This window comes from Kitasatospora sp. NPDC001261, assembly GCF_042896795.1.
Lineage (GTDB): Bacteria > Actinomycetota > Actinomycetes > Streptomycetales > Streptomycetaceae > Kitasatospora.
In genome coordinates, this window is sequence record NZ_JBIAXP010000005.1 from 21369 (window position 1) to 41470 (window position 20102).

The 20102-nt window shown below is 70.9% G+C and carries 11 protein-coding genes; 7 read left to right on the forward strand and 4 right to left on the reverse strand.

Annotation, left to right across the window (positions count from 1 at the left end; translation table 11 throughout):
- Positions 1-3 precede the first annotated feature (3 nt).
- A complete protein-coding gene (locus ACFY4B_RS08760; RefSeq protein ID WP_049649220.1) occupies positions 4-1431 on the reverse strand; it encodes an APC family permease in 1428 nt (475 codons plus the stop codon).
- Between the two features lie 290 nt (positions 1432-1721).
- On the opposite strand from ACFY4B_RS08760, the gene ACFY4B_RS08765 reads away from it, so the two are divergent.
- Positions 1722-2198 (forward strand): very short patch repair endonuclease, encoded by a 477-nt coding sequence (locus ACFY4B_RS08765; RefSeq protein WP_387966963.1) that lies wholly within the window; start codon positions 1722-1724, stop codon positions 2196-2198.
- 11 nt (positions 2199-2209) lie between these two features.
- Entirely contained in the window at positions 2210-3547 is a 1338-nt protein-coding gene (locus ACFY4B_RS08770; RefSeq protein WP_387966964.1) for a DNA cytosine methyltransferase, read from the forward strand.
- Here ACFY4B_RS08770 and ACFY4B_RS08775 read toward each other — a convergent pair.
- The 3 genes from ACFY4B_RS08775 to ACFY4B_RS08785 are packed head-to-tail and all read right to left on the reverse strand — an operon-like array spanning position 3469 to position 7525.
- Positions 3469-4377 carry a DUF6339 family protein gene (locus ACFY4B_RS08775; RefSeq protein ID WP_387966965.1) on the reverse strand — a complete coding sequence of 303 codons (909 nt, stop codon included), beginning with the start codon at positions 4375-4377 and terminating at the stop codon, positions 3469-3471. The genes ACFY4B_RS08770 and ACFY4B_RS08775 overlap by 79 nt on opposite strands.
- A complete protein-coding gene (locus ACFY4B_RS08780; RefSeq protein WP_049649224.1) occupies positions 4374-5378 on the reverse strand; it encodes a hypothetical protein in 1005 nt (334 codons plus the stop codon). The genes ACFY4B_RS08775 and ACFY4B_RS08780 overlap by 4 nt, the downstream gene beginning before the upstream one ends.
- A complete protein-coding gene (locus ACFY4B_RS08785) occupies positions 5375-7525 on the reverse strand; it encodes a helix-turn-helix transcriptional regulator (RefSeq protein ID WP_049649225.1) in 2151 nt (716 codons plus the stop codon). The genes ACFY4B_RS08780 and ACFY4B_RS08785 overlap by 4 nt, the downstream gene beginning before the upstream one ends.
- A gap of 434 nt (positions 7526-7959) precedes the next feature.
- On the opposite strand from ACFY4B_RS08785, the gene ACFY4B_RS08790 reads away from it, so the two are divergent.
- Genes ACFY4B_RS08790 through drmB form a run of 5 tightly spaced genes read left to right on the forward strand, consistent with a single transcriptional unit; the run spans position 7960 to position 20065 of the window.
- Positions 7960-8220 carry a hypothetical protein gene (locus ACFY4B_RS08790; protein ID WP_387966966.1) on the forward strand — a complete coding sequence of 87 codons (261 nt, stop codon included), beginning with the start codon at positions 7960-7962 and terminating at the stop codon, positions 8218-8220.
- A 58-nt stretch (positions 8221-8278) separates the two neighbouring features.
- A complete protein-coding gene (locus ACFY4B_RS08795; RefSeq protein ID WP_387966967.1) occupies positions 8279-13045 on the forward strand; it encodes a DEAD/DEAH box helicase in 4767 nt (1588 codons plus the stop codon).
- Entirely contained in the window at positions 13042-14958 is a 1917-nt protein-coding gene (locus ACFY4B_RS08800; RefSeq protein WP_049649228.1) for a UvrD-helicase domain-containing protein, read from the forward strand. The genes ACFY4B_RS08795 and ACFY4B_RS08800 overlap by 4 nt, the downstream gene beginning before the upstream one ends.
- Entirely contained in the window at positions 14955-18212 is a 3258-nt protein-coding gene (locus ACFY4B_RS08805) for a helicase-related protein (RefSeq protein ID WP_387966968.1), read from the forward strand. The genes ACFY4B_RS08800 and ACFY4B_RS08805 overlap by 4 nt, the downstream gene beginning before the upstream one ends.
- Positions 18209-20065 carry a DrmB family protein gene (drmB, locus tag ACFY4B_RS08810; RefSeq protein ID WP_387966969.1) on the forward strand — a complete coding sequence of 619 codons (1857 nt, stop codon included), beginning with the start codon at positions 18209-18211 and terminating at the stop codon, positions 20063-20065. Before ACFY4B_RS08805 ends, drmB begins: the two co-directional genes overlap by 4 nt.
- Positions 20066-20102 lie beyond the last annotated feature (37 nt).

Sequence of the window (20102 nt, forward strand, 5' to 3'; positions counted from 1 at the left end):
CGGCTACCCGGCCGCCGCGTCCTCCCGCAGGAAGTACGGCGAGCGCCGCCGCCAGCGGGCCCAGGCCGCCGCCGGCAGCCCGCTGACGATCATCATGATCACCACGGACAGCTCGAACCAACCGTTGTCGGCGGCGAGTTCGAAGTGGTCCGTGGAGTCGTAGAAGGTCCAGGCGAGGTAGCCGCCGACGGCGAGCAGCGCCGCCGCGCCCAGCAACGGCCCGACCACCGCGCGCAGCCCCTCCAGCGGGGCGGTGCGCAGCAGGTGGCGGAACCGGACGGCGGCCGCGACGGCGGTCAGCGCGTAGTAGAGGGCGACGACGATGCCGATCGCGTTGACCGCGGCCGAGATCAGGTCGTTGACGGTCGGGATGGCGATGGAGGCCAGCGCCAGGGCGACGGCGACGCCGGTGATCAGCAGGGTGCCGACGGCGGGCGTGGCGTGCCGGGGGTGCAGGCGGGTCCAGACCGGGCCGAGCACCCGGTCGCGCCCCATCGCGTACATCCCGCGCGCGGTCGGGATCACCGAGGACTGCAGCGAGGCCACCGCGGAGAACATCAGCGCGATCAACGGCAGTGCGGCCAGCGGCTGTTCGGCCAGCTTCGTGCCGAAGTAGGTCAGCCCGTGGGCGCCGTTGTCGGCCAGCTCGTCGATCGGCAGGACCCGCTGGAAGGCGGTGCCGGCGAGCAGGAACAGCGCCAGCATCACCACCAGGGCCAGCAGGCCGCCCCGGGAGGCGTCCCGCGGGTCGCGCACCTCCTCGCCGACGCTGAACACTGACTCGAAGCCCCAGTAGCAGAACACCGCCAGCACCATGCCCTGGGCGACGGCGTCGAAGGAGGGGATGTCGAAGGGGTTGAACCACTGGAGCGAGAACGGCTGGTCGCCGGCGAACAGCCCGTAGCCGCAGAAGCCGAGCAGGACGGCGTACTCGAAGACCAGCAGCGCCTTCTGCAGCCGGGCCGCCAGGTCCAGTCCGCGCACCGCGACCAGCGCGGCGCCCACCAGCACCACCAGGCCGATCAGGGTGCACTGGACGGTGGAGTCGGCGTCGAGCCGCAGCCCGGCCACGCTGCGGACGTGGGCCTGGTCGAGCAGCTGGACGATCGAGGAGCCGGTGACGGTCGTGGTGTACGCCATGAAGACGACGGTCCCCACGGTGTTCACCCACCCGGTGAGGAAGCCCAGCCACGGGCTGAGGGTGCGCCCGACCCACCGGTAGCTGCTGCCCGCGTCCGGCTCGACGGCGTTCAGCCGCCCGTACCCGCCGGCGATGGCGAGCACCGGCAGGAAGGCCAGCAGCATGATCGCCGGAAGGTGCAGGCCGACCACCCCGGCCATCAGGCCCAGGCCGATCCCGATGCTGCTGGTGGCGGCCGTGCTGGAGGCGGCGATCGCCGCCCCGTCCAGCAGACCGAGCGACTTGTGCATCGCGACGTGCGTTCCTGCCGCGTCCGCTCTCGGACCGCCGCCCGTGTCCTTCACCGTCGATGCCAACGGATCACCGCCTTGGTCGTGGGGTGCGCGTGTGGGGGAAGCTCCCGTACCGGTCGTGGGGGGTGACGCGGGCCGGAAGTGCGAGCCATGAAACCGGCGGCGCCGCCACACGTCAATGCCGTTGTCATAAGGCCGCGCGCACCGCCGAAAGCGCCACCGGGCGGGTCCGGCGGTGGTCATGCTCCGCTCGACGCGTTGTCGGTGTCCGGAGCCAGAATGGGATCATGCCCTCCCTGGAGACCACTCCGAAGATCCGCGCCCGGATGAGCAAGCAGCGCAGTCACGACACCGGTATCGAGGTCACCCTCCGCAGGACCCTGCACGCCGCGGGGCTCCGCTACCGCGTCCACCGCAAACCGCTCAAGGGCGTACGCCGTGAGGCCGATGTCCTCTTCGGCCCCGCGCGCGTCGCGGTCTTCGTCGACGGCTGCTTCTGGCATGGTTGCCCCGAGCACGCGACATGGCCGAAGAACAACGCCGACTTCTGGCGCGAGAAGATCGAGAAGAACCGCGCTCGGGATGTCGACACGGACGCCCGCCTCGCCGACGCCGGCTGGCTGTCCGTCCGCGTCTGGGAACACGAGAACGCCGCCGAGGCCGCCGAGCGGATCGTCGCCTTGGTGCGCGAGCGGCGGGCGAGCCATGGACCGCAGCCCGCATCCGAACCGACCGAGTACGTCAGACCCTCCATCGCCGGCTAGACTCTGGCCACATGACCAGCTCGGACGCAGCCCGTTCCATCCCCGCGAAGCCGCACATTCTCGACCTTTTCGCCGGTCCGGGCGGTCTTGACGTGGCCGCAAAGATGCTCGGCGTCGAATCGCTCGGGATCGAGTGGGACAAAGATGCCTGTGACACGCGTTACGCGGCCGGGCTCAGGACGTGGCACGCGGACGTCAGCACGGTCCGACGCAAGCGGTTCGAGGAACTCGACGCAGACCTGAATGTGCTGGCGGGCGGTCCGCCCTGCCAAACGTACTCCGTGGCCGGGAACGGCGCGGGGCGCAAGGCCCTGGAGAAGGTCGAGAAACTCATCCACCAACTGGTGGACGGGGCCGGCGAGGACGAGATCGACGAGCAGTTGGAGAGGATGGGTGGCGATCCCCGAACCGCCCTGGTCTTGGAGCCGCTCCGATACGCGATCAAGGCCCTCGACAGCGAGAAGCGGGACCGGCGACCGTTCGACGTGATCGTTCTGGAGCAGGTTCCCGCGGTCAAGGCGCTCTGGGAGGTCTACAAGGTCGCTCTGGACAAAGGCCTGCCTCGGGAGAACGGGACGCGAGTCCGGTACAATGTCGCCGAGGTCAAGACCTTGCACACCGAGGCATACGGCGTTCCCCAGACCCGTCGCCGCACGATCCTGATCGCCCGGCTCGCCGAGTACGACGCTCCACGGCTCCCGGCGCCCACCCACCACATCTTCAACCTACGCAAGCCCGAACAGGGCAGCCCCCAGGACATCCGAACCGCACTGCCGGTGGACGGGGTCGCGGCGCCGCTACTGCCCTGGGTCCCGATGGAGGACGTCCTCACCGACCGACAGCCTCCCTTCGAGATCGTGTCGAACTACGGCAGCGGCGGCGACCCCAAGAAGCGTGGCATCCGTACGTACCGGCAGCCGTCGTTCACCGTCACCGGGAAGGTGTCCCGTAACGCCGTCCGACGACACCCGAACGGCGAACCGCTCACCCCGGATCGCCTGACCATCGACGAGGCCGGTGTCCTCCAGTCCTTCCCGCCCAACTACCCCTGGGACGGTGGCGACCGGTCCCAGCAGGTGGGCAACGCGGTGCCTCCACTGTTCGGCATGCACGTGCTGGCAGCGGCGCTGAACATCCCACTTCCCTCGGAGAAGGTCCTACGGAAGCGCTGGGCCCGGCTCGACACGGAGTCGCCAAAGTACAAGAAGCTCCGCCTGGAAGGCTGCGATACCGAGAAGGGCTGCGGCACCAACTGCCCGAGGCCCGAAGATCAGGCATCCGCATCGACCTCCGCCGCTGCCACGTCCCGCCCCCGGACCGGTGCGTCCGCGAAGAGGTCGGCGAAGTAGTCCACCAACACGCTCACGGACAGCTCCGGCGCGGGTTCCTCAGCGGGGCCCGCCGGGAGCGCGTTCCGTGACACCTGGCGGGCGGTCTCGGCCTCGTCGATCCAGTCCAGCAACGGGCGAGGGTCGCGATCGGGGTGGTCGGGTGCGATCACGTCGTACATCAGGGTCGCCGCGGAGGCGTTGACGGCCCCGGCCAGGGCGTTCGCCTCGCGCCCACCGGTGACCGTTCCCTTCGCGACCAGCCGCGCGATCGCCTGCGCGGTCGGCCGGTGATTGATCACGGACATCCGTAGCGCCGTGTTCAGGATGTCCTGGTTGCCGCAGGCCGCGACCACGGGGGCGTAGTCCGCCCCGTCGCGGAAGAGTTCGGCCGCCCACCACAGCCGGGAGAAGGCCTGCTTGTGGTACGTCCCGCGAAAGCGGTCGGACGCCACCTTGGCCGGCTTGCCGTCCTTGGGTTCCGCCAGGTGCCGCCAGACCACGTAGTCCGGGGCGACGCCGAGGGCGAGGTAGTTCCAGAAGCCGGGGTCGGCCGCCTCGCGGCGGGTGAGTCGGAGCACGGCGTGGAGGCGGGGAGCCAGCCAGGCGTCGGCCTGGGTGACCTTGAGCCCGCCGGCCCGGCAGTAGGCCATGGCGTCATCGACCAGGTCGCGGACGGGTTGCAGTTCGCCGCGTCGGTCGGCGTGCGGGAGCGGTTCGGTGACCTGGTTGAGCTTGATGCTCGGCACGCTCTCACGACCGGTGAGCAGGCCCTCGGTGACGAACTCCGTCGCCTCGGCGCCGGGCAGCAGGGCGAGCCGCCCCGGGAGGTGGTCGGGCCGGTCGGTCATGCGTCGTCCCCCTGCGTGAGGCGTTCCAGGTCGTGGATGGTGGCGGAGAGCGTCCGGGGGACGCCTGCCCGCCGGGAGGCGGCGTAGTGGATCCGGGATTGGAGTTCCCCCCAACCGGCGGCGGTCGCCCCGGTGCGAGCCCTGTGGACCGCCCGCAGGGCGGCCTCCGGCTCACGGTCGGCGTACACGTCCGGGAGCATCTCCCGGAGCACCTCGCCCTGCCAGCCGTGCGGGAAGACCGGGGTGCCGTCCTCCTCGACCTCCAGGTCGCCGACGGCGGAGTGGAAGACCGCCGTCCAGACCTCGGAGCACATCTGGGCGAGCAGGAGCTCCCGGACGGTCTTCTCCGGGCCGCTTCCGCCGTCGGCGCCGATCAGGTCGCCGAGCCCGTCGAAGTCGGAGTTGACGCGCACGAGCGGGATGCGGCCGGTGGTGTCGACCAGCCACGGCGAGTCCTTGAACTGCTGGAGCCGACTCGCTCCGGACCCGAACTTGAGCATCTTGACGTCGAGTTCACGGGCGAGCGACGGAACGGCCTCGATCACGTCGACGAACCACTCCACGTCGGAGGTGGCGATCACCCGGCCGGGCACGCCGTCCACGGTGGCCACCACGTGCACAGTGAGCGAGGAACGATCGAGGAGGTCGCACCGGTACAGGTAGAGCTCGGCCGTCCGCGCGCGACCGTCCTCGGAGACCGGGGAGAACTCCGTCGTCGTACGGGTGTTGGTGGCACGCTCGGCGAGAACCGCGACGACCTTGACGTTCTGCCAGGGCCCGGACGGGTCCACGGCCTTCGCCGGGAGTTCGACGGACAGGCGGAGCCGGGCCTGGGTCCAGTCGGGGCGGTCCTCGTCCGGCCCGAGGGCGACGACGCGTTCGATGGTGGAGAGGTACTTGCTCTCCAGATCCTCCCAGGGCTCGCCCTCGGCCTTGAGCTGGGCGCTGTCGACGCGCCAGGACACGGTTCCGGTGAATCGTCGGTAGGGGTAGACCTTCACGCCTGCTCCTCCTTTCCGCTGCGGAGTTCGACGACGAGTCCGGTGAGTTGGGCCCGGACCGGGTGGCGGGAGACGTCGGTGACGCCTCGGAAAACGGCCTTGCGGCTGCCCGGTGACAGGTGCAGGGATCCGTCGACCACCTCGCAGCCGGTGACGGCGACGAGCTCCTTCCACGGCGCGGCCGGCCGCGGGCCGGAGCGCACGTCGAACTTGGCGACCGGCGTGACCGGACGGCCCGAATCCGCTCCGGACGGGATCCGGAGGTCCACGGTGACCGACCAGGCCCCCGTCTCGTCGATCACCGCATCCACGTTGTCCAGTTCGGGCAGGGCCGCGGCGGCCGCCTGACGCGGCCGCTTCTTCGTCGCGCCGCCGACCTTGAGCCGACCGGCGATCTTGGCTTCTCCCCCGTTGCGGCGCTTGGCCTTGGGAATGGCGACGAGGTCACGCACGGCGGCGTTCACCTCGGTGGTCAGGTTGTTGATGCGCCGGTAGGCGGAGGGGGAGTAGGAGAGCCGCAGCTCCTCCGTCTGCCCCCACTTGTTGTGCTCCGGCGGCTCGGAGGCCCGGAGGAACTCCTCGGCAGCCTCGGCGCCGAGCGCGTCCGGGCCCGCCGCGCGGCCGGTGAGGAGGACGGCCTGAAAAGGGTTGGTGCCGATCGGCATATTGGGAACGGCACTGTCCTTGACCGTCATACGGTTGCCCCGCATGGAGACCACGCGGTTGGAGCGACCGTCGGCGTCCTCGGCGTCGGTGACCAGGACCACGGCCTCGTGCGGCACGAAACCATGTGCCGGGCCGCCGCCGTGGAGCGGAACCTTGAGCGTCACGGTGGCCCGGGCGACCTGACCGCGTCCGGTGAGACGGTCGACGGTGGCGCCCTCCAGGAAGGCCCGCAGCGCACGGGTCCGGGCGGGCTGGGCCGCGGCCGGGTCCACGTGCTCCTCTCGAATGAGTTCTTCGCCGTTGCGATAGGTACGGACGGACGCCTCCAGGTGCGGCCTGTGCTCACCGCCGCCGGTCATCGCGGCCCAGAAGTTGCGACCGAGCGCGTCGACCAGTCGGGCGTGCATGCGGTGGATGGAGTCGTCGTCCTCGGTGGTCTCCTCCTCGTCCACGGCACCGTTGACGGCCGAAAGGCTGGCCACGTCGTGGGCGCCGACGATGAGGAACGACGTGCCGGGGGCCCCGCTCTCACGGGTGAGATGGAGATTCTCCACGGTCTCTTCGTCCGCCCACCAGGAACGGACCACTTCCGCGGCCCCGTTGACCGGGTCGGCACGTCCGAACCAGGCCGGGCCGGCGCACGCCCGACCGTCGACCTCGCGCCAGGGCAGGTCGAGTCGGCCGATGAGCCGTCGCTCGGTGCGCCCCTCGTGTGGTTCGGAGAGGGTCGAGTTGATCAGCACCAGGCCGAGTCGGCTGGTCGCCCACAGTGTGGCCTTGCCCAGACCGTAGGAACCACCTGCGCCGAGATCCCGTTTGTGGCTGTCGAGTTGACGACGGACCACGGCGGCGAAGAGCCCGTCCGCGTAGTCATCACCGGTCAGGCCGGTGGCGTTGTAGTCGTCGACCCGGAGCAGCACCAGGCGGTCGTTCTGGTACATGTCGCGCAGCCCGGCCGCGATCGTGCGCGACACCTTGCTCTGCTTCCCGCCGTCGGCGGTGAGCGCCTCGTAGTGCGGAGACAGGCGATCCCATCGGATGGCCTCGCGGAACCGGGCGAGAGTCTCCCCGGTGAGCTCGTGCAGGGTGTAGCGTACGCGGACCGGCTCGGCCGGATCGAGGCGGGCGTCGAGACTGTTCTGGGTGGCTTCGCGGGCGAGTACCGATACATCCGCCTCGAAGGCGAAGGCGGCGGCGTTGCCGTACTCCCGGCCGCCGTCGGGGTGGGCCGGCCGGTGGTACCAGTCGACGGGCAGGCCGAGTTGGGCGTCGGCGCTGCGGGTGTGGATGGTCTCCAGGTCGGTGTTGAGCACTTCGGCGATGCGCCGGACGGTGTCGTCCCGGGGCACGGAGCGTCCCACGATCCAAGCCGAGACGGCGGCCCGGGTCACTTCCAGGTCGATCGCCAGATCGGTCTGGCTCTTCCCTGCATTCCTGAGCTGGCGCGCCAGCCAGGGGCCGAACTCCTCAGCCGCCTTCACGTCCCACCTGCTTCCGCATGGCCTGTTTCACGAGGTGAGAGCCACGATAGCACGCACGGTTGACAGGGTCACCATCTTGTCAACAAACCCTTGACAGGCGCCGGCTTCAATGCGGGAAGGCATTGGACGCAATCGAGAAAAAGGAATCGAGAGCCCTCGCCCTCTTGTCCGAATTAACCCGATGGCCCCTTATGACCACAGTTGCAGGACGCCGGAGCCGCGGGTAAGGTCGTTGCCAATTCCACGGCAGGAGCCGCGGAAGGAAGCCCTGGCACGGGGTGTGGTACATCTTTTTCCTGGGGGGGAATACTCTACGGCTGCCTCCGGAATTCCTTCGCGGATTCCGTGGATCCTCGCGCGGCCCGTTCTCCTCCTGCACCAGTTCGCACCATCCCGTCGTGCAATCCCACGAATGCGAAAGCGCAGGTACCGCGGTGTCCCCGAAGCACTCCCCGAACCACCACATGCGTTCCATCGTCTCCACCTGCGACGCGCTCGCCGACGACCCGCAGGCCCTGGGCGTGTACCTCTACCTGCACGACCTGACCCCCGACATGGTCGCCATCTACCGGAACGCCATCCGTGACACCGAGGCCCAGGCTCGCCGCCCGCGCCGGAACCCCGGCCAGTGTCAGCGCATCACCGGCCGCACTCGCAGCTACATCGTCACGGTCACCGTTCACCGCACCCACTGACGGAACGTCCGACAGTCCTCGCGCCCACCTTTCCTCCGCACCCGAAGTGGAACCATTCGTGGCCGACCCGCAGTCCCCCGTGATCCGCACCGTCGTCGAGCAGTCCCTCCGTGTCCTGGAGACCTATGCCGTCGACCCGGGCCTGATCCCCGAACACGCCAACGGCGAACGCCGCATCACCCAGGGCGGGTACGGCGACCGGCAGCTCTTCGAACTCGTCCAGAACGCGGCCGACGAGCTGCGCGACGAGCCCGGCGGCCGGATCCACGTCGTCCTCACCGGCACCCATCTGTACTGCGCCAACCAGGGCGACCCGGTGACGCCCGACGGCGCGGAGACCATCCTGCGCATGAGCACGTCCCGCAAGCGCGGCGGGCAGATCGGCCGGTTCGGTGTGGGGGTGAAGTCGGTCCTGGTGGTGACCGACGCGCCCGAATTCTTCAGCCGCGAGGGCAGCTTCGGCTTCGACCGGGCCTGGTCGTTCGAGCTGATCCGCAACGTGCCCGGGGTGCGCGAGCGGTTCGGCGCGGAGTTCGAGGCACCCGTACTGCGCATGGCCCGCGAGCTGGACATGGCGGCCGAGCGCCTCAAGGACCAGGTGCTGGACGAACTGCTGGCGTGGGCCACCACGGTGGTCCGTCTCCCGCTGCTGCCCGGCGCCGCCGATCGGCTGGGCAAGGACATGCACGGCCACCAGGGCACCGCCGGTCACGACACCCGCGAGGAATTCCCGTCCGGCTTCCACCTGTTCTCCCCGCACGTGGGCCAGGTGGTCCTGGAGGACCGCCGGCCCCGCCCGATCGCGCGCCGGGCCCTCCAGGCCGAGCGGGTCGGCAACCTGCACACGATCCAGGAGGAACGGGTCGGCAAGCCGCCGGCGACCTCGCAGTGGCGGGTCTTCACCCGCACCCACGAACCGACCGAGGTCGCCCGACGCGACGCGGGCGAGCTGCACGACCGGCTGACCGTCGACCTGGCCTGGGCGGTCCCGGCCTACAACACGGACGAGCGGACCGGCCTGCTCGGCTACGCCGACGCCAAGGGGCGGGGCCGGTTCTGGTCGTTCTTCCCGACCAAGTACGAGATGACCCTCAGCGGCATCCTGAACGGGGCGTGGAAGACCAACGAGGACCGGCAGAACCTGCTGGACTCCTCGCCGTTCAACGTCGAGATGATCCGGACCGCCGCCGGCCTGGTGGTCGACTCGCTGCCCGAACTCGCGCCGGCGGAGGACCCCGGCGCGTACCTCCCGCTGCTGCCGGGCCGTTCCAAGGGCGTGGAGACGATCAGTTGGGCCGACCGGCTGCTCACCGAGCAGATCTGGGCCACCACCGCGGTGCGGCCGTCGCTGCCCGACCAGGACGGTGTCCTGCGCGTCCCCGGCAGCCTGAACATCCACCCGGACCTGGGGAAGGACGGCACCGCGGTCAACCGCTGGCTTCGGTCCTGGCACGCGTACCCCGGGCGCCCTCGCGACTGGGTGCACCCCTCGGCCGAGGCCACCGACCTGCGCACGGGCAAGGTCCAGCACATCCTGGCCGCCGCCCGCCGGCAGCGGGCCTCGATCGTCGAGTGGCTCGAGGCGCTGGTCTCCGACGGCACGGCCGAGGCTTCGGCGACGGCCGTCCGGATCGTCGCCGACATGATCGCTTCGAACGCCGGCTGCGCCGCGGAGGCCCGCACGGCCAGGATCGTGCTCACCGAGGAGAACGGCCTGGTCGCCCCTCGGGGAAGCGTGGTGTACCGCCGCACCGAGGAGGACGGCCTGCGGGAGTCGCTGGTCTACGTGGACCGCGCCCTGTCCGACGACCCGTCGCTGCACTCCGCCCTCACCGCCCTCGGCATCCAGGAAGCCGACGTCCGGGGGCGCTTCGTGAGCGTCCTCGACCAGGGCTTCGGCTCGTACGGCCCGCAGGAGTGGAACCGGTTCTGGGAGCTCTTCCACCGGGCGGGTGCCTCCGTGGTGGGCCATGAGGTGACCACTCGGGTGGACGCGCCCCTGGAGACGCTGATGGTGCGGACGGCGGACGGCCGCTTCCACACCATGCGCGACTGCATGCTGCCCGGTGTCGTCGTCACCGCGGAGAGCGACCCCGAGATCGCGGTGGACATGCGCTTCCACTCCGACGACGCGGGATTCTTCCGCGAGTTGGGCCTGCGGGACCGCCCGACCGGCAAGCACAGGCCCGAGGAGGAGCCCTGGTTCGAGGAGTACCGGGCCGCCGCGCACGCGGCGTACTGCCGCACGCTCGACGACCGGGCGAGTCGGCCGACCCTGGCCAGGATCAGGATCGACGGTTCGCCCGTCGGTGGGCCCCTGCACCTGCTGCCCCGGCTCTCGGAGCCGGCCCGCGCGGCCTTCGTCCGGGCGCTGCCGGAGGACGCGCTGGTCGAGCACTGGACCCTGCAGATCGGGGCCCAGGTCGACTCCCGTCGATCGGTGCAGTCCCCCATCCGGTGGATGATCTCCCGGCACGGTCTGATCGAGACGTCCCAGGGCCTCAGGCCCCTCAAGGAAGCCGTGGGACCGCAGCTCGGCGGCTACCGTGATGTGCTCCCGGTGGCGTCGATCAGCGAGGAGAAGTCCCGGAAGCTCGGGCTCGCGGACAGCGTCGAGAAGGTCCGTACGAAGCAGTGGGAGCAGCTCCTGGAGAAGCTCCAGGAGAGCGAGGACGACACCTTCGTCGGTTCCACCTACGCCCTGCTGACCCGGTTGGAGATCCCCTTCCCCGAGGACTCGCTGACCCGCTGCCGGATCGGCGACGCCTGGGACACCCGGGCGGACGGCGAGATCGCCGTCGCCGCGGACCCGGAGGAGTACCGCTCCTTGCAGGCCGAGCGGGTGCCCGCGCTGCTGATGCCGGACCAGGAGTCCGCCGACCTCATGGTCGAGCAGTGGGGCATGCTGCGCCACGACGACGTCGTCAGCCGGGAGACCCGGCACGAGTCGAGCGTGGAGCCGGTTCCGCTGGACGAGGAGTTCCCGACGCTGCGGCAGAAGATGGGCGGCTCGGTCGGCACCTACTCGCTGCTGCGCTGCTCCACGCTGGAGGAGGTCGTCCGTACCCCGCACGGTGCCCGGGCGAAGTCCCTGGCGAGCGCCCGCCAGGGCAACGTGATCAAGGTCGTGGACTCGCTGGACCGGCTGGGCACGCTCCGGGCCGTGGACCGCGAGTTGGGTCTGCGGATGGGAGAGGCCGGCTGCCGGGCGCTCCTGGAGGCGCAGGTCCGTCAGGAGCAGGACGAGAAGGTGCGTTCCTCGCTCAAGGCGATCCGCGAGGCCGAGGACGTGACGGCCAAGCTGGAACTGCTGATCGGTGCAGAGGCCCTGCGCGACCGGCTCCCCTCAGGACTCATGGACGCCGAGCGCCAGGATCCGGACGGGCCGGAGCCCACCGGTCGCCGGATCGCGCAGATGGCGTTCAACGCGCACGGCGACAGCGTGCTCAAGACCCATGCGCGCGACATCCAGGAACGCTTCCCGAGCGCCCCGTCCTCCTACACCGGGGGCCCGGCGGCGGTCTCCTTCGTCGCCGATCTCGGCCTGCCCGCGCCCTTTGCCGGATACCGGGCCCCGGCCCTCGAACAGAGCCTGACCGTGGACGGCCCCCGGGACTTCCCCCGCCTGCACGAGTACCAGGAACGTCTCGCCCTCAACATCTTCGAGATGCTGGACCGACTCGCCCCGCAGCGCGCCATGCTCTCCCTGCCCACCGGCGCCGGCAAGACGCGGGTCACCGCCGAAGCCGTCATCCGTTGGGTCAAGCAGGCCGGTGAGCTGAACGGTCCGATCCTGTGGATCGCCCAGACCGAGGAACTGTGCGAACAGGCCGTACAGAGCTGGCAGTTCGTCTGGAGCAAGGCCGGCGCGCAGGAGCGGCTGACGATCAACCGGCTGTGGACCTCGAACGAGGCCGCCCCGGTCACCGACGGGCCGCAGCTCGTGGTGGCCACCGACGCCAAGCTGCGGGTGTGCCTCGACACCGACCGCTACGCCTGGCTGCGGGCCGCCGCCCTGGTGGTGGTGGACGAGGCGCACGTGGCCACCAGCCCGAGCTACACCGAGATCCTGAGCCTGCTCGGCCTGACCCAGCACCGGACGGATCGGCACCTCCTCGGTCTCACCGCCACCCCGTTCCGCGGCCACAACGAGGAGGAGACCCGCCGGCTGGTCAACAGGTTCGGCACCCGTCGGCTGGACGAGGGCGTCTTCCCCTCCGACGACGCCTACGGCCACCTCCAGGAGATCGGTGTACTGGCACACGTCGAGCACAAGGAGCTGACCGGCGGCACCATCGAGCTGTCGCGCCAGGAGCGGGAGAGCGCCGAGCAGTTCAGTCTGCTGTCCAAGGCCGCCGAGCAGCGTCTGGCCGACGACCACGACCGCAGCCGCCGCATCGTCGACGAGGTCGCGGACATGGACGCGAACTGGCCGGTGCTGGTCTTCGCCACCTCCGTGGAGCACGCCAAGTACCTGGCGGCCATGCTGATGGACCGCGGGATCTCGGCTTCCTCGGTGGACGCCACCACCTCCGACAGCGACCGTCGTTCCAGGATCCGGGACTTCCGTGACGGCCGAGTACGCGTGCTCACCAACTACGGGGTGCTCACCCAGGGCTTCGACGCCCCCGCCACCCGCGCGGTCGTCGTCGCCCGGCCCGTCTACAGCCCCAACGTGTACCAGCAGATGATCGGCCGCGGTCTGCGCGGCCCCCGCAACGGCGGCAAGGACACCTGCCTCATCCTCAACGTCCGCGACAACATCCGGAACTTCGACACCGCCCTCGCCTTCACGCAGTTCGAGCACCTGTGGAGCAACCGATGACCACCCACCCCGAGGACGGCCCCGTCCTCACCGCCGAACAGCAGGCCGTCGTGGACCGGCCGTGGGACACCCGGCTGCTGGTCACCGCGGGAGCGGGGACGGGCAAGACCCACACCCTGGTGCGCCGCATGGACGCGCTCGTCGGACACACCGACCCGGACGAGGCGCTGGAGGCGTCCGAGCTGCTGGTCCTCAGCTTCTCCCGCGCCGCCGTCCGGGAACTGCGGGACCGGATCGCCCGACACGGGGAACACGCGCGACGGGTACGGGTACAGACCTTCGACTCCTGGGCCTACTCCCTGCTGCTCCAGGCGCACCCGGACGGGGAGTGGTCGGCGCTCTCGTTCGACGAACGGATCCGGGCGGCCACCGACGCGATCGAGAAGGGCGCGCTGGAGTCCCTGGAGGCAGGCCCGCCCACGCACGTGATCATCGACGAGGTGCAGGACCTGGTGGGCGCCCGCCGGGAGATGGTGGAGTCGTTGCTCGACCGGCTCCAGGACTCCTGCGGGTTCACCCTGGTCGGCGACTCCGCCCAGGCGATCTACGACTTCCAGATCGAGGACCCGGAGGAGTACGCCGATCGCGCCGACCTCTTCCTCCGCTGGGTGCGGATCTCCTATGCCGACGACCTGGAGGAGCTGCGACTGACCCGCAACTTCCGGGCCGTCACCCCCGAGGCGCGCACCGCGCTCCCGCTCGGCCCCGCCGTCCAGGCCGTCGGCAGCGCCCCCGAAGGCGCGGACGCGGCCGCCGAACGCCTCCACGAGGAGCTGCGCGAGCTGCTGCTCGATCTGCCCGACCTGGGCTCGTTCACCGACTCGTTCACGCTGGACACGCTGCGGTCGTTCCCCGGCACCTGCGCGATCCTGTGCCGCGACAACCGGCAGGCTCTGGTCGTCTCGGAGCTGCTGCACACCCAGGGCGTCCCGCACGCCCTGCGCCGCCCGCTCCGGGACCGGCCGGTGCCGTACTGGGTCGCCGAGGTGCTGCGTCGGACCGCGGCCGCCACCCTGGCCGAGGAGCGACTGCGCGACCTGCTCGCCGCGATCCCCCTGCCCGAGGAGACCGACCTCGACCGGGTGTGGCGCTCCCTGCGCCCGGCGGCACGCGGCGCCGGGCGGGGCACCCTCGACGTGGTGCGGTTGCGCCGTCTGGTGGCGGAGCGCCGGTTCCCGGACGAGTTGGCCGATCCGGAACCGGCCCGGCTCGTGGTGTCCACGGTGCACCGCTCCAAGGGCCTGGAGTTCGACCGGGTGATCGTGCTCAACCCGCCGACCGTCGCCGAACTGCGTCGCCGCACCGAGGCACCGGACGTTCCCGCCGAGGCCCGCGCGCTCTACGTGGCGATGACCCGGGCGCGGGAGGACCTGTACCGGGTCGCCCCGCCTGACACGGTGACGGTGCTCAGGCACAAGCCGACCGGCCGGCTGTACCGGGGAGTCCCGAACCAGCGTCTGCAGTGGCGGCGCGACGGCATCGAAGTGCGGGCCGGAGACGTGGACGCCCTGGAACCGGCCGACGCCGTCGGTGACGCCCCCGGCGCCCAGGCTTACCTGCTGGAGCGGGTACGGCCGGGGGACGCGGTGTCGTTCCGGCTGCGTGACGCCCTCCCCATGGGCGCCGAGCAGAGCCCTCGGTACGCCCTGCTGCACGAAGGGCGGGAGATCGGCGACGCCTCCGAGGTCTTCCGGAGTCAGTTGCACTCCGTCCTCAAGGTCGGCTCCACGTGGGAGATCCGCTGGCCCGAGGAGATCTCCGGTCTGCGCATCGACTGCCTGGAGTCGGTCGCGGGCAGTCCGGCCGCCGGGGCCAACGCGGGCCTCGGCGACCACGGGGTGTGGATCGCCCCTCGCATCAGCGGAATCGGACGGTTCCGGCACACCACCGGAACCCAGGAGGAGCAGGAATGACCATCCACGCAGGGCGGCACGCCGAGCACTACCGGGTCCGTGAGGACCTGGTGTCCCGGCTCCGCCGGGAGCTGCTGGGCCCCGACATCGGGGACTCCGCCGAGGACCGGGCCGAGGTCCTGGACCAGGACGCCCCGATCACCCGCTATCCCATCGGCGTGCTCTACCCGCGCCCGGCGGACGCCGCGGCGAGCCGTCGTCTCGAGGAGGACGACGAGGAACAGAGCGGCCTCGACGAGGAGCCCCTGCCCAGGTCGGCCGGCCTCGACGAGTCCGGCCCGTCCGTCGACCACCACGACTCCGGCGGTCGACGGCCGTCCAGTGTCGGTCTGACCTTCGCGGTCGACCCCACCGTGTGCCGGGAGATCGTGGTCTCGGCCCGTGCCGCCGTGTACGAGCCGGAGGACGCCGAAGGGCGCAAGGTCTCGGCGCGTCGCAGCGAGGCCCGCACCACCTCCGACCAGCGGGAGCACTGGCGTCGGGTGGAACTCGACCTGGCGGACGTCACGATCGACCTCGCCCTCCCGGACCGTCGTGGCGACTACTACCCGATCGACCGACCGGTCCGGCTGGACGTGCACGTCCGCCGCCCGTCGAAGGAGACCGGCACGGTCACCGTCACGGTCACCCTGGTGAACGAGCAGAGGGTCGGCGAGCGGGAGCTCCAGGACGCCTTCGCCCTGTTCCAGGCCGGGCTGACGGTCCGTGCCGCCGACGGGTCCAGTGCGTTCGTGGAACGTCCGACCGCGCTGTCCGCCGTGGACCCCGAGCTGGAGAGCAGCAGGCTGCTGCACCGGCACGCCCCCACCTTCGCCACCGGCCACGGCTGCGCGGCGGTATGGGACTGGACCCCGCCCCCGATCGGCCTCACCGACGTGGTGCAGGCGGGAGTGAGCGAGGTGCGCACCGAGTTCGTGCCCACGCACGAGGTGCTGCTCACCGACTCCAACCCGACGATCGACGCGAGTGCCCTCACCATGCTCGGCCTGGCCGAGGCCGGGGACGCCGAGGTGATCGCCGCGCTGGACGGGCTGGCCGACGGCTACGAACGGTGGATCGAGCGGAAGCGGGACGAAGCCGCCGAACTCGCCGGTACCTCGTACGAGACGGCCGCCGCCGAGCAGGTCCGCGCCTGCCGCGAGGCCCTGGAACGGATCCGGGGGGGCATCGCGCTGCTGCGCGACAAACCCGACCTGATGTGGGCGTTCCGCCTGGCCAACCGGGCGATGGCGACCCAGCGGGCCCGGGCCGCCTGGGTCAAGAGCGGCCGGATCGGCGAACCCGACCCGACGACGGCACGCTGGCGTCCGTTCCAGATCGCCTTCGTACTGCTGTGCCTGGCCGGGGTGGACGACCCGGAGCACCCCGACCGGGGCGTGTCCGACCTGCTGTGGTTCCCCACCGGTGGTGGCAAGACCGAGGCGTACCTGGGCCTGATCGCCCTGACCACCTTCCTGCGCCGCAAGCGGCTCGGACCGGCCGGCGGCGGGGTCACCGTCCTGATGCGCTACACGCTGCGCCTGCTGACCCTCCAGCAGTTCGAGCGCGCCGCCATCCTGATCTGCGCCATGGAGCGGATGCGGCTGGAGAACCCCGGGGAACTGGGCCACGAGGAGATCTCCATCGGCATGTGGGTGGGGCGCTCCGCCACGCCGAACACCCTGGAGGTGGCCTCCCGGCAGCTCGCCGCCGCCCGCTCCGGCCGGGTGCTCCAGACGGAGAATCCCGTCCAGTTGCACGCCTGTCCGTGGTGCGGGACCGCCCTGGACGCCCACCGCTACGCAGTGGACGAGGAGGCCAAGCGGATGGACGTGCGCTGCCCCGGCACGGACTGCGCGTTCTCCGACGGGCTGCCCGTGCACCTGATCGACCAGGCGGTGTACGCGGCCCGGCCCACCCTGGTGATCGCCACCGTCGACAAGTTCGCCTCGATGCCCTGGCGGGAACAGACCGCCGCCCTCTTCAACCGGGACCGTCAGGACTCCACCCCTCCGCCGGAGTTGATCGTGCAGGACGAGCTGCACCTGATCTCCGGACCGCTGGGCACCCTGACCGGCCTGTACGAGACCGCCGTCGACGTGCTCGCCGAGCGGCCCAAGGTGATCGCCTCCACCGCGACCATCCGCCGGGCCGCCGACCAGGGCAGGGCCCTGTTCTCCCGCGAGGTACGGCAGTTCCCGCCCGCTGGACTGGACGCCCGCGATTCGTGGTTCGCCGTGGAGACCCCGGCGAACGAGAAGGCGTCGCGCCGCTACGTGGGCCTGCTCACCCCCGGCACGAGCCAGTCCACCCTGCTGATCCGCACCTACGCCACGCTGCTCCACCAGGCACTGCGGACCGACGCGCGCCAGGAGGTGCGCGACGCCTACTGGACACTGGTCGGCTACTTCAACAGCCTCCGCCTGCTGTCCGCCGCCGAACTCCAGGTCCACGACGACGTCGTGGCCTATCTGGAGCACCTGGCCGAACGCGACGGGAGCGAGCCGCGGTCCGTCGGGAACTACTCCGAGCTGACCAGCCGGGTGGACGCCAGCGAGATCCCGGCCCGGCTGAAGCAGATCGAGCGCAGGCTGACGGACGGTGACACGGCGGACGTGGTGGACGTGCTGCTGGCCACCAACATGATCGCCGTCGGCGTGGACGTGGACCGACTCGGTCTGATGGCCGTCATGGGCCAGCCGCAGACCACCGCCGAGTACATCCAGGCCACCAGCCGGGTCGGCCGCGCCCACCCGGGCCTGGTCGCGGTGATGCTCAACTCGAGCCGTTCCCGGGACCGTTCGCACTACGAGAACTTCCAGCACTTCCACTCCGCGCTCTACCGCGAGGTCGAGTCCACCTCGGTGACGCCGTTCTCGGCCCGGGCCCGTGACCGTGGCCTGCACGCGGTGATCGTCGCACTGGCCCGCATCCTGATCCCGGCGGCCCGCAGGGACGAGGACGCGGGGCGGATCGACCTCTTCCACGAGGAACTGCGGGAGCGGATCCGCCCGCTGATCCTCGACCGGGTCGCGAACGTCTCCCCGGAGGAGGTCGACCACGTCGACGCGGCCTTCGAGGAGTTCGTCGGATGGTGGTACGAGGAGGCCGAAGCGAACGGCAACCTGTGCTACGAACCGAAGCGCGGGCGTTCCAACCCCTCGCTGCTCAAGCCCTACGACGACGCCCTGGAGGACGTCGAGGCGTGGGAGACCCTGTGGTCCCTGCGCGACGTCGACGCCGAGTCCGCCCTGTTCATGGAGGCATCCCGATGACCCCGCCCCCGTCCCGTCGACGGCGCACCGCCGGCTCCACGACTCCGGCCCACAACCTGCCCCGGCGCGGCGCGGTCCGTCGGGCCCAGGCCATCACCACCTACGGCGTGGGTTCGTTGGTCGCCGTGGAACAGGAGTCCTTCATCGTCTCGGGCATCGACGGCGCGGCGGACCAGTGGCCGCGCGACGAGGCCCCGGTGATCCGCGAACCCCGTCTCGCCCGGGTGCTGGGAGTGACGCACTTCCGTCTGCCGCCCGCTTCCGGTGACGGCAGTCGCGACGGCATCCGGGTGCGCCGCTTCCCCCTCTGGCACCACTGCCCCGAGTGCCACGCGCTGGACCACGTACGGAAGTTCAACTCTCCGCCCGGACGGAACGAGTGCGGCGAGTGCGGCGAGCCGCTGGTGCCCTCCCGGTTCGTGGTCGCCTGCGAGGACGGGCACATCTCCGACTTCCCGTACTGGCGGTGGCTGCATCGGGGCCGGCGCGCCGAGAGCGGCTTCTGCGGCGGTCGGATGAGCCTGACGTCCTCCGGACGCACCGCCTCGCTCCGTTCCGTCGTGATCTCCTGTTCCTGCGGCGTGCCCGAGGTGTCCATGGAGGGCTCCTTCCGGGCCAGCGCCCTCAAGGAGCTGGGGTTCGACTGTCCGGGCGATCGCCCCTGGCTGAAGGGGGCCGACAGGATCCCCTGCTCCCGGAGGCCCCGGACGCTCCAACGCGGCTCCTCCTCCGTCTGGCAGCCGGTGCTGCGCTCGGCCCTGTCCATCCCCCCGTGGAGCGACACCCGGGTGCACGCCCTGGACGAGCACTGGGACGATCTCCGCGCGTGTTCCGACCTCGCCCAGATCGAGATCCACCTGAAGTACATCTTCAAGGGGTCCACGTCCCCGGTGAGTTCCCAGCAGGTCCTGGACCTGATCTCCGCGATGGAGGCCGAGGACCCCTCCGCCGAGGACACCCCCGATCGGGACCAGGAGCAGCGCTACCGGGCCCTGCGCGACCTGGAGTACCGGCGTCTGTGTGCCGGCAACCCGGAGGAATCCGGGCACCACACCGAGCAGTTCGTCTGCGAGCCGCCGATCGGCGACGAGAAGCCCCTGACCGAGCTGGGCCTGGTCACCCCGATGCTGGTGAAGAAACTGCGCGAGGTCCGCGCCCTGAAGTCCTTCACCCGGGTCATCGATCCCGAGACCTCCGCCGAGGGCCACGAGGCGCAGTTGTCGCTCGCTCCCACCGACTGGTTGCCCGCCATGGAGGTCCACGGCGAGGGGGTGTTCCTCCGGTTCGACGAGGAGCAGGTGGACGCCTGGGCCGAACAGCCCGCCGTCGTCGACCGGGTGGCCCGTATGCGGCACCACCACCAGCGGGTCCTCACCGAACGGGCCTCCGATCCGGCCCGGGTCCCGGTCTCCCCCACCACGCCGCGCATGGCCCTGCTGCACACCTTCGCGCACGTGATGATCAACGAATGGAGTCTGGACTCGGGCTACCCGGCCGCGTCGCTGCGCGAACGGATCTACTCGGGCGACGAGATGGCCGGGGTGCTGATCTACACGGCCACCAGTGACTCGGCCGGCAGCCTCGGCGGCCTGGTCGCCCAAGGCGAGATCGACCGCCTGGCCCAGGCCGTGAGCTCGGCCGTCCACCGTGCCGAGTGGTGCTCCGCCGACCCGCTGTGCATCGAGACCGAGGTCTCCGGCGCGGGTGGCACCAATCTGGCCGCCTGTCACGCCTGCGTGATGCTCCCGGAGACCAGTTGCGAGCACAACAACGGCCTGCTCGACCGGGCCCTGCTCGTCGGCACCCCGGAGGACCCGTCGATCGGGTTCCTCGCGCACCTGCTCACCCACTGAGCACCGGGCGCCGAGGGCGGGACGGCACGGCCGGTGT

Excerpts from the sequence above, each read along its gene's own strand:
- ACFY4B_RS08770 (WP_387966964.1), top strand. The coding sequence starts at position 2,210 with ATGACCAGCTCGGACGCAGCCCGTTCCATCCCCGCGAAGCCGCACATT.
- ACFY4B_RS08805 (WP_387966968.1), top strand. The coding sequence starts at position 14,955 with ATGACCATCCACGCAGGGCGGCACGCCGAGCACTACCGGGTCCGTGAG.
- ACFY4B_RS08775 (WP_387966965.1), bottom strand. The coding sequence starts at position 4,377 with ATGACCGACCGGCCCGACCACCTCCCGGGGCGGCTCGCCCTGCTGCCC.
- ACFY4B_RS08765 (WP_387966963.1), top strand. The coding sequence starts at position 1,722 with ATGCCCTCCCTGGAGACCACTCCGAAGATCCGCGCCCGGATGAGCAAG.
- drmB (WP_387966969.1), top strand. The coding sequence starts at position 18,209 with ATGACCCCGCCCCCGTCCCGTCGACGGCGCACCGCCGGCTCCACGACT.
- ACFY4B_RS08760 (WP_049649220.1), bottom strand. The coding sequence starts at position 1,431 with ATGCACAAGTCGCTCGGTCTGCTGGACGGGGCGGCGATCGCCGCCTCC.
- ACFY4B_RS08800 (WP_049649228.1), top strand. The coding sequence starts at position 13,042 with ATGACCACCCACCCCGAGGACGGCCCCGTCCTCACCGCCGAACAGCAG.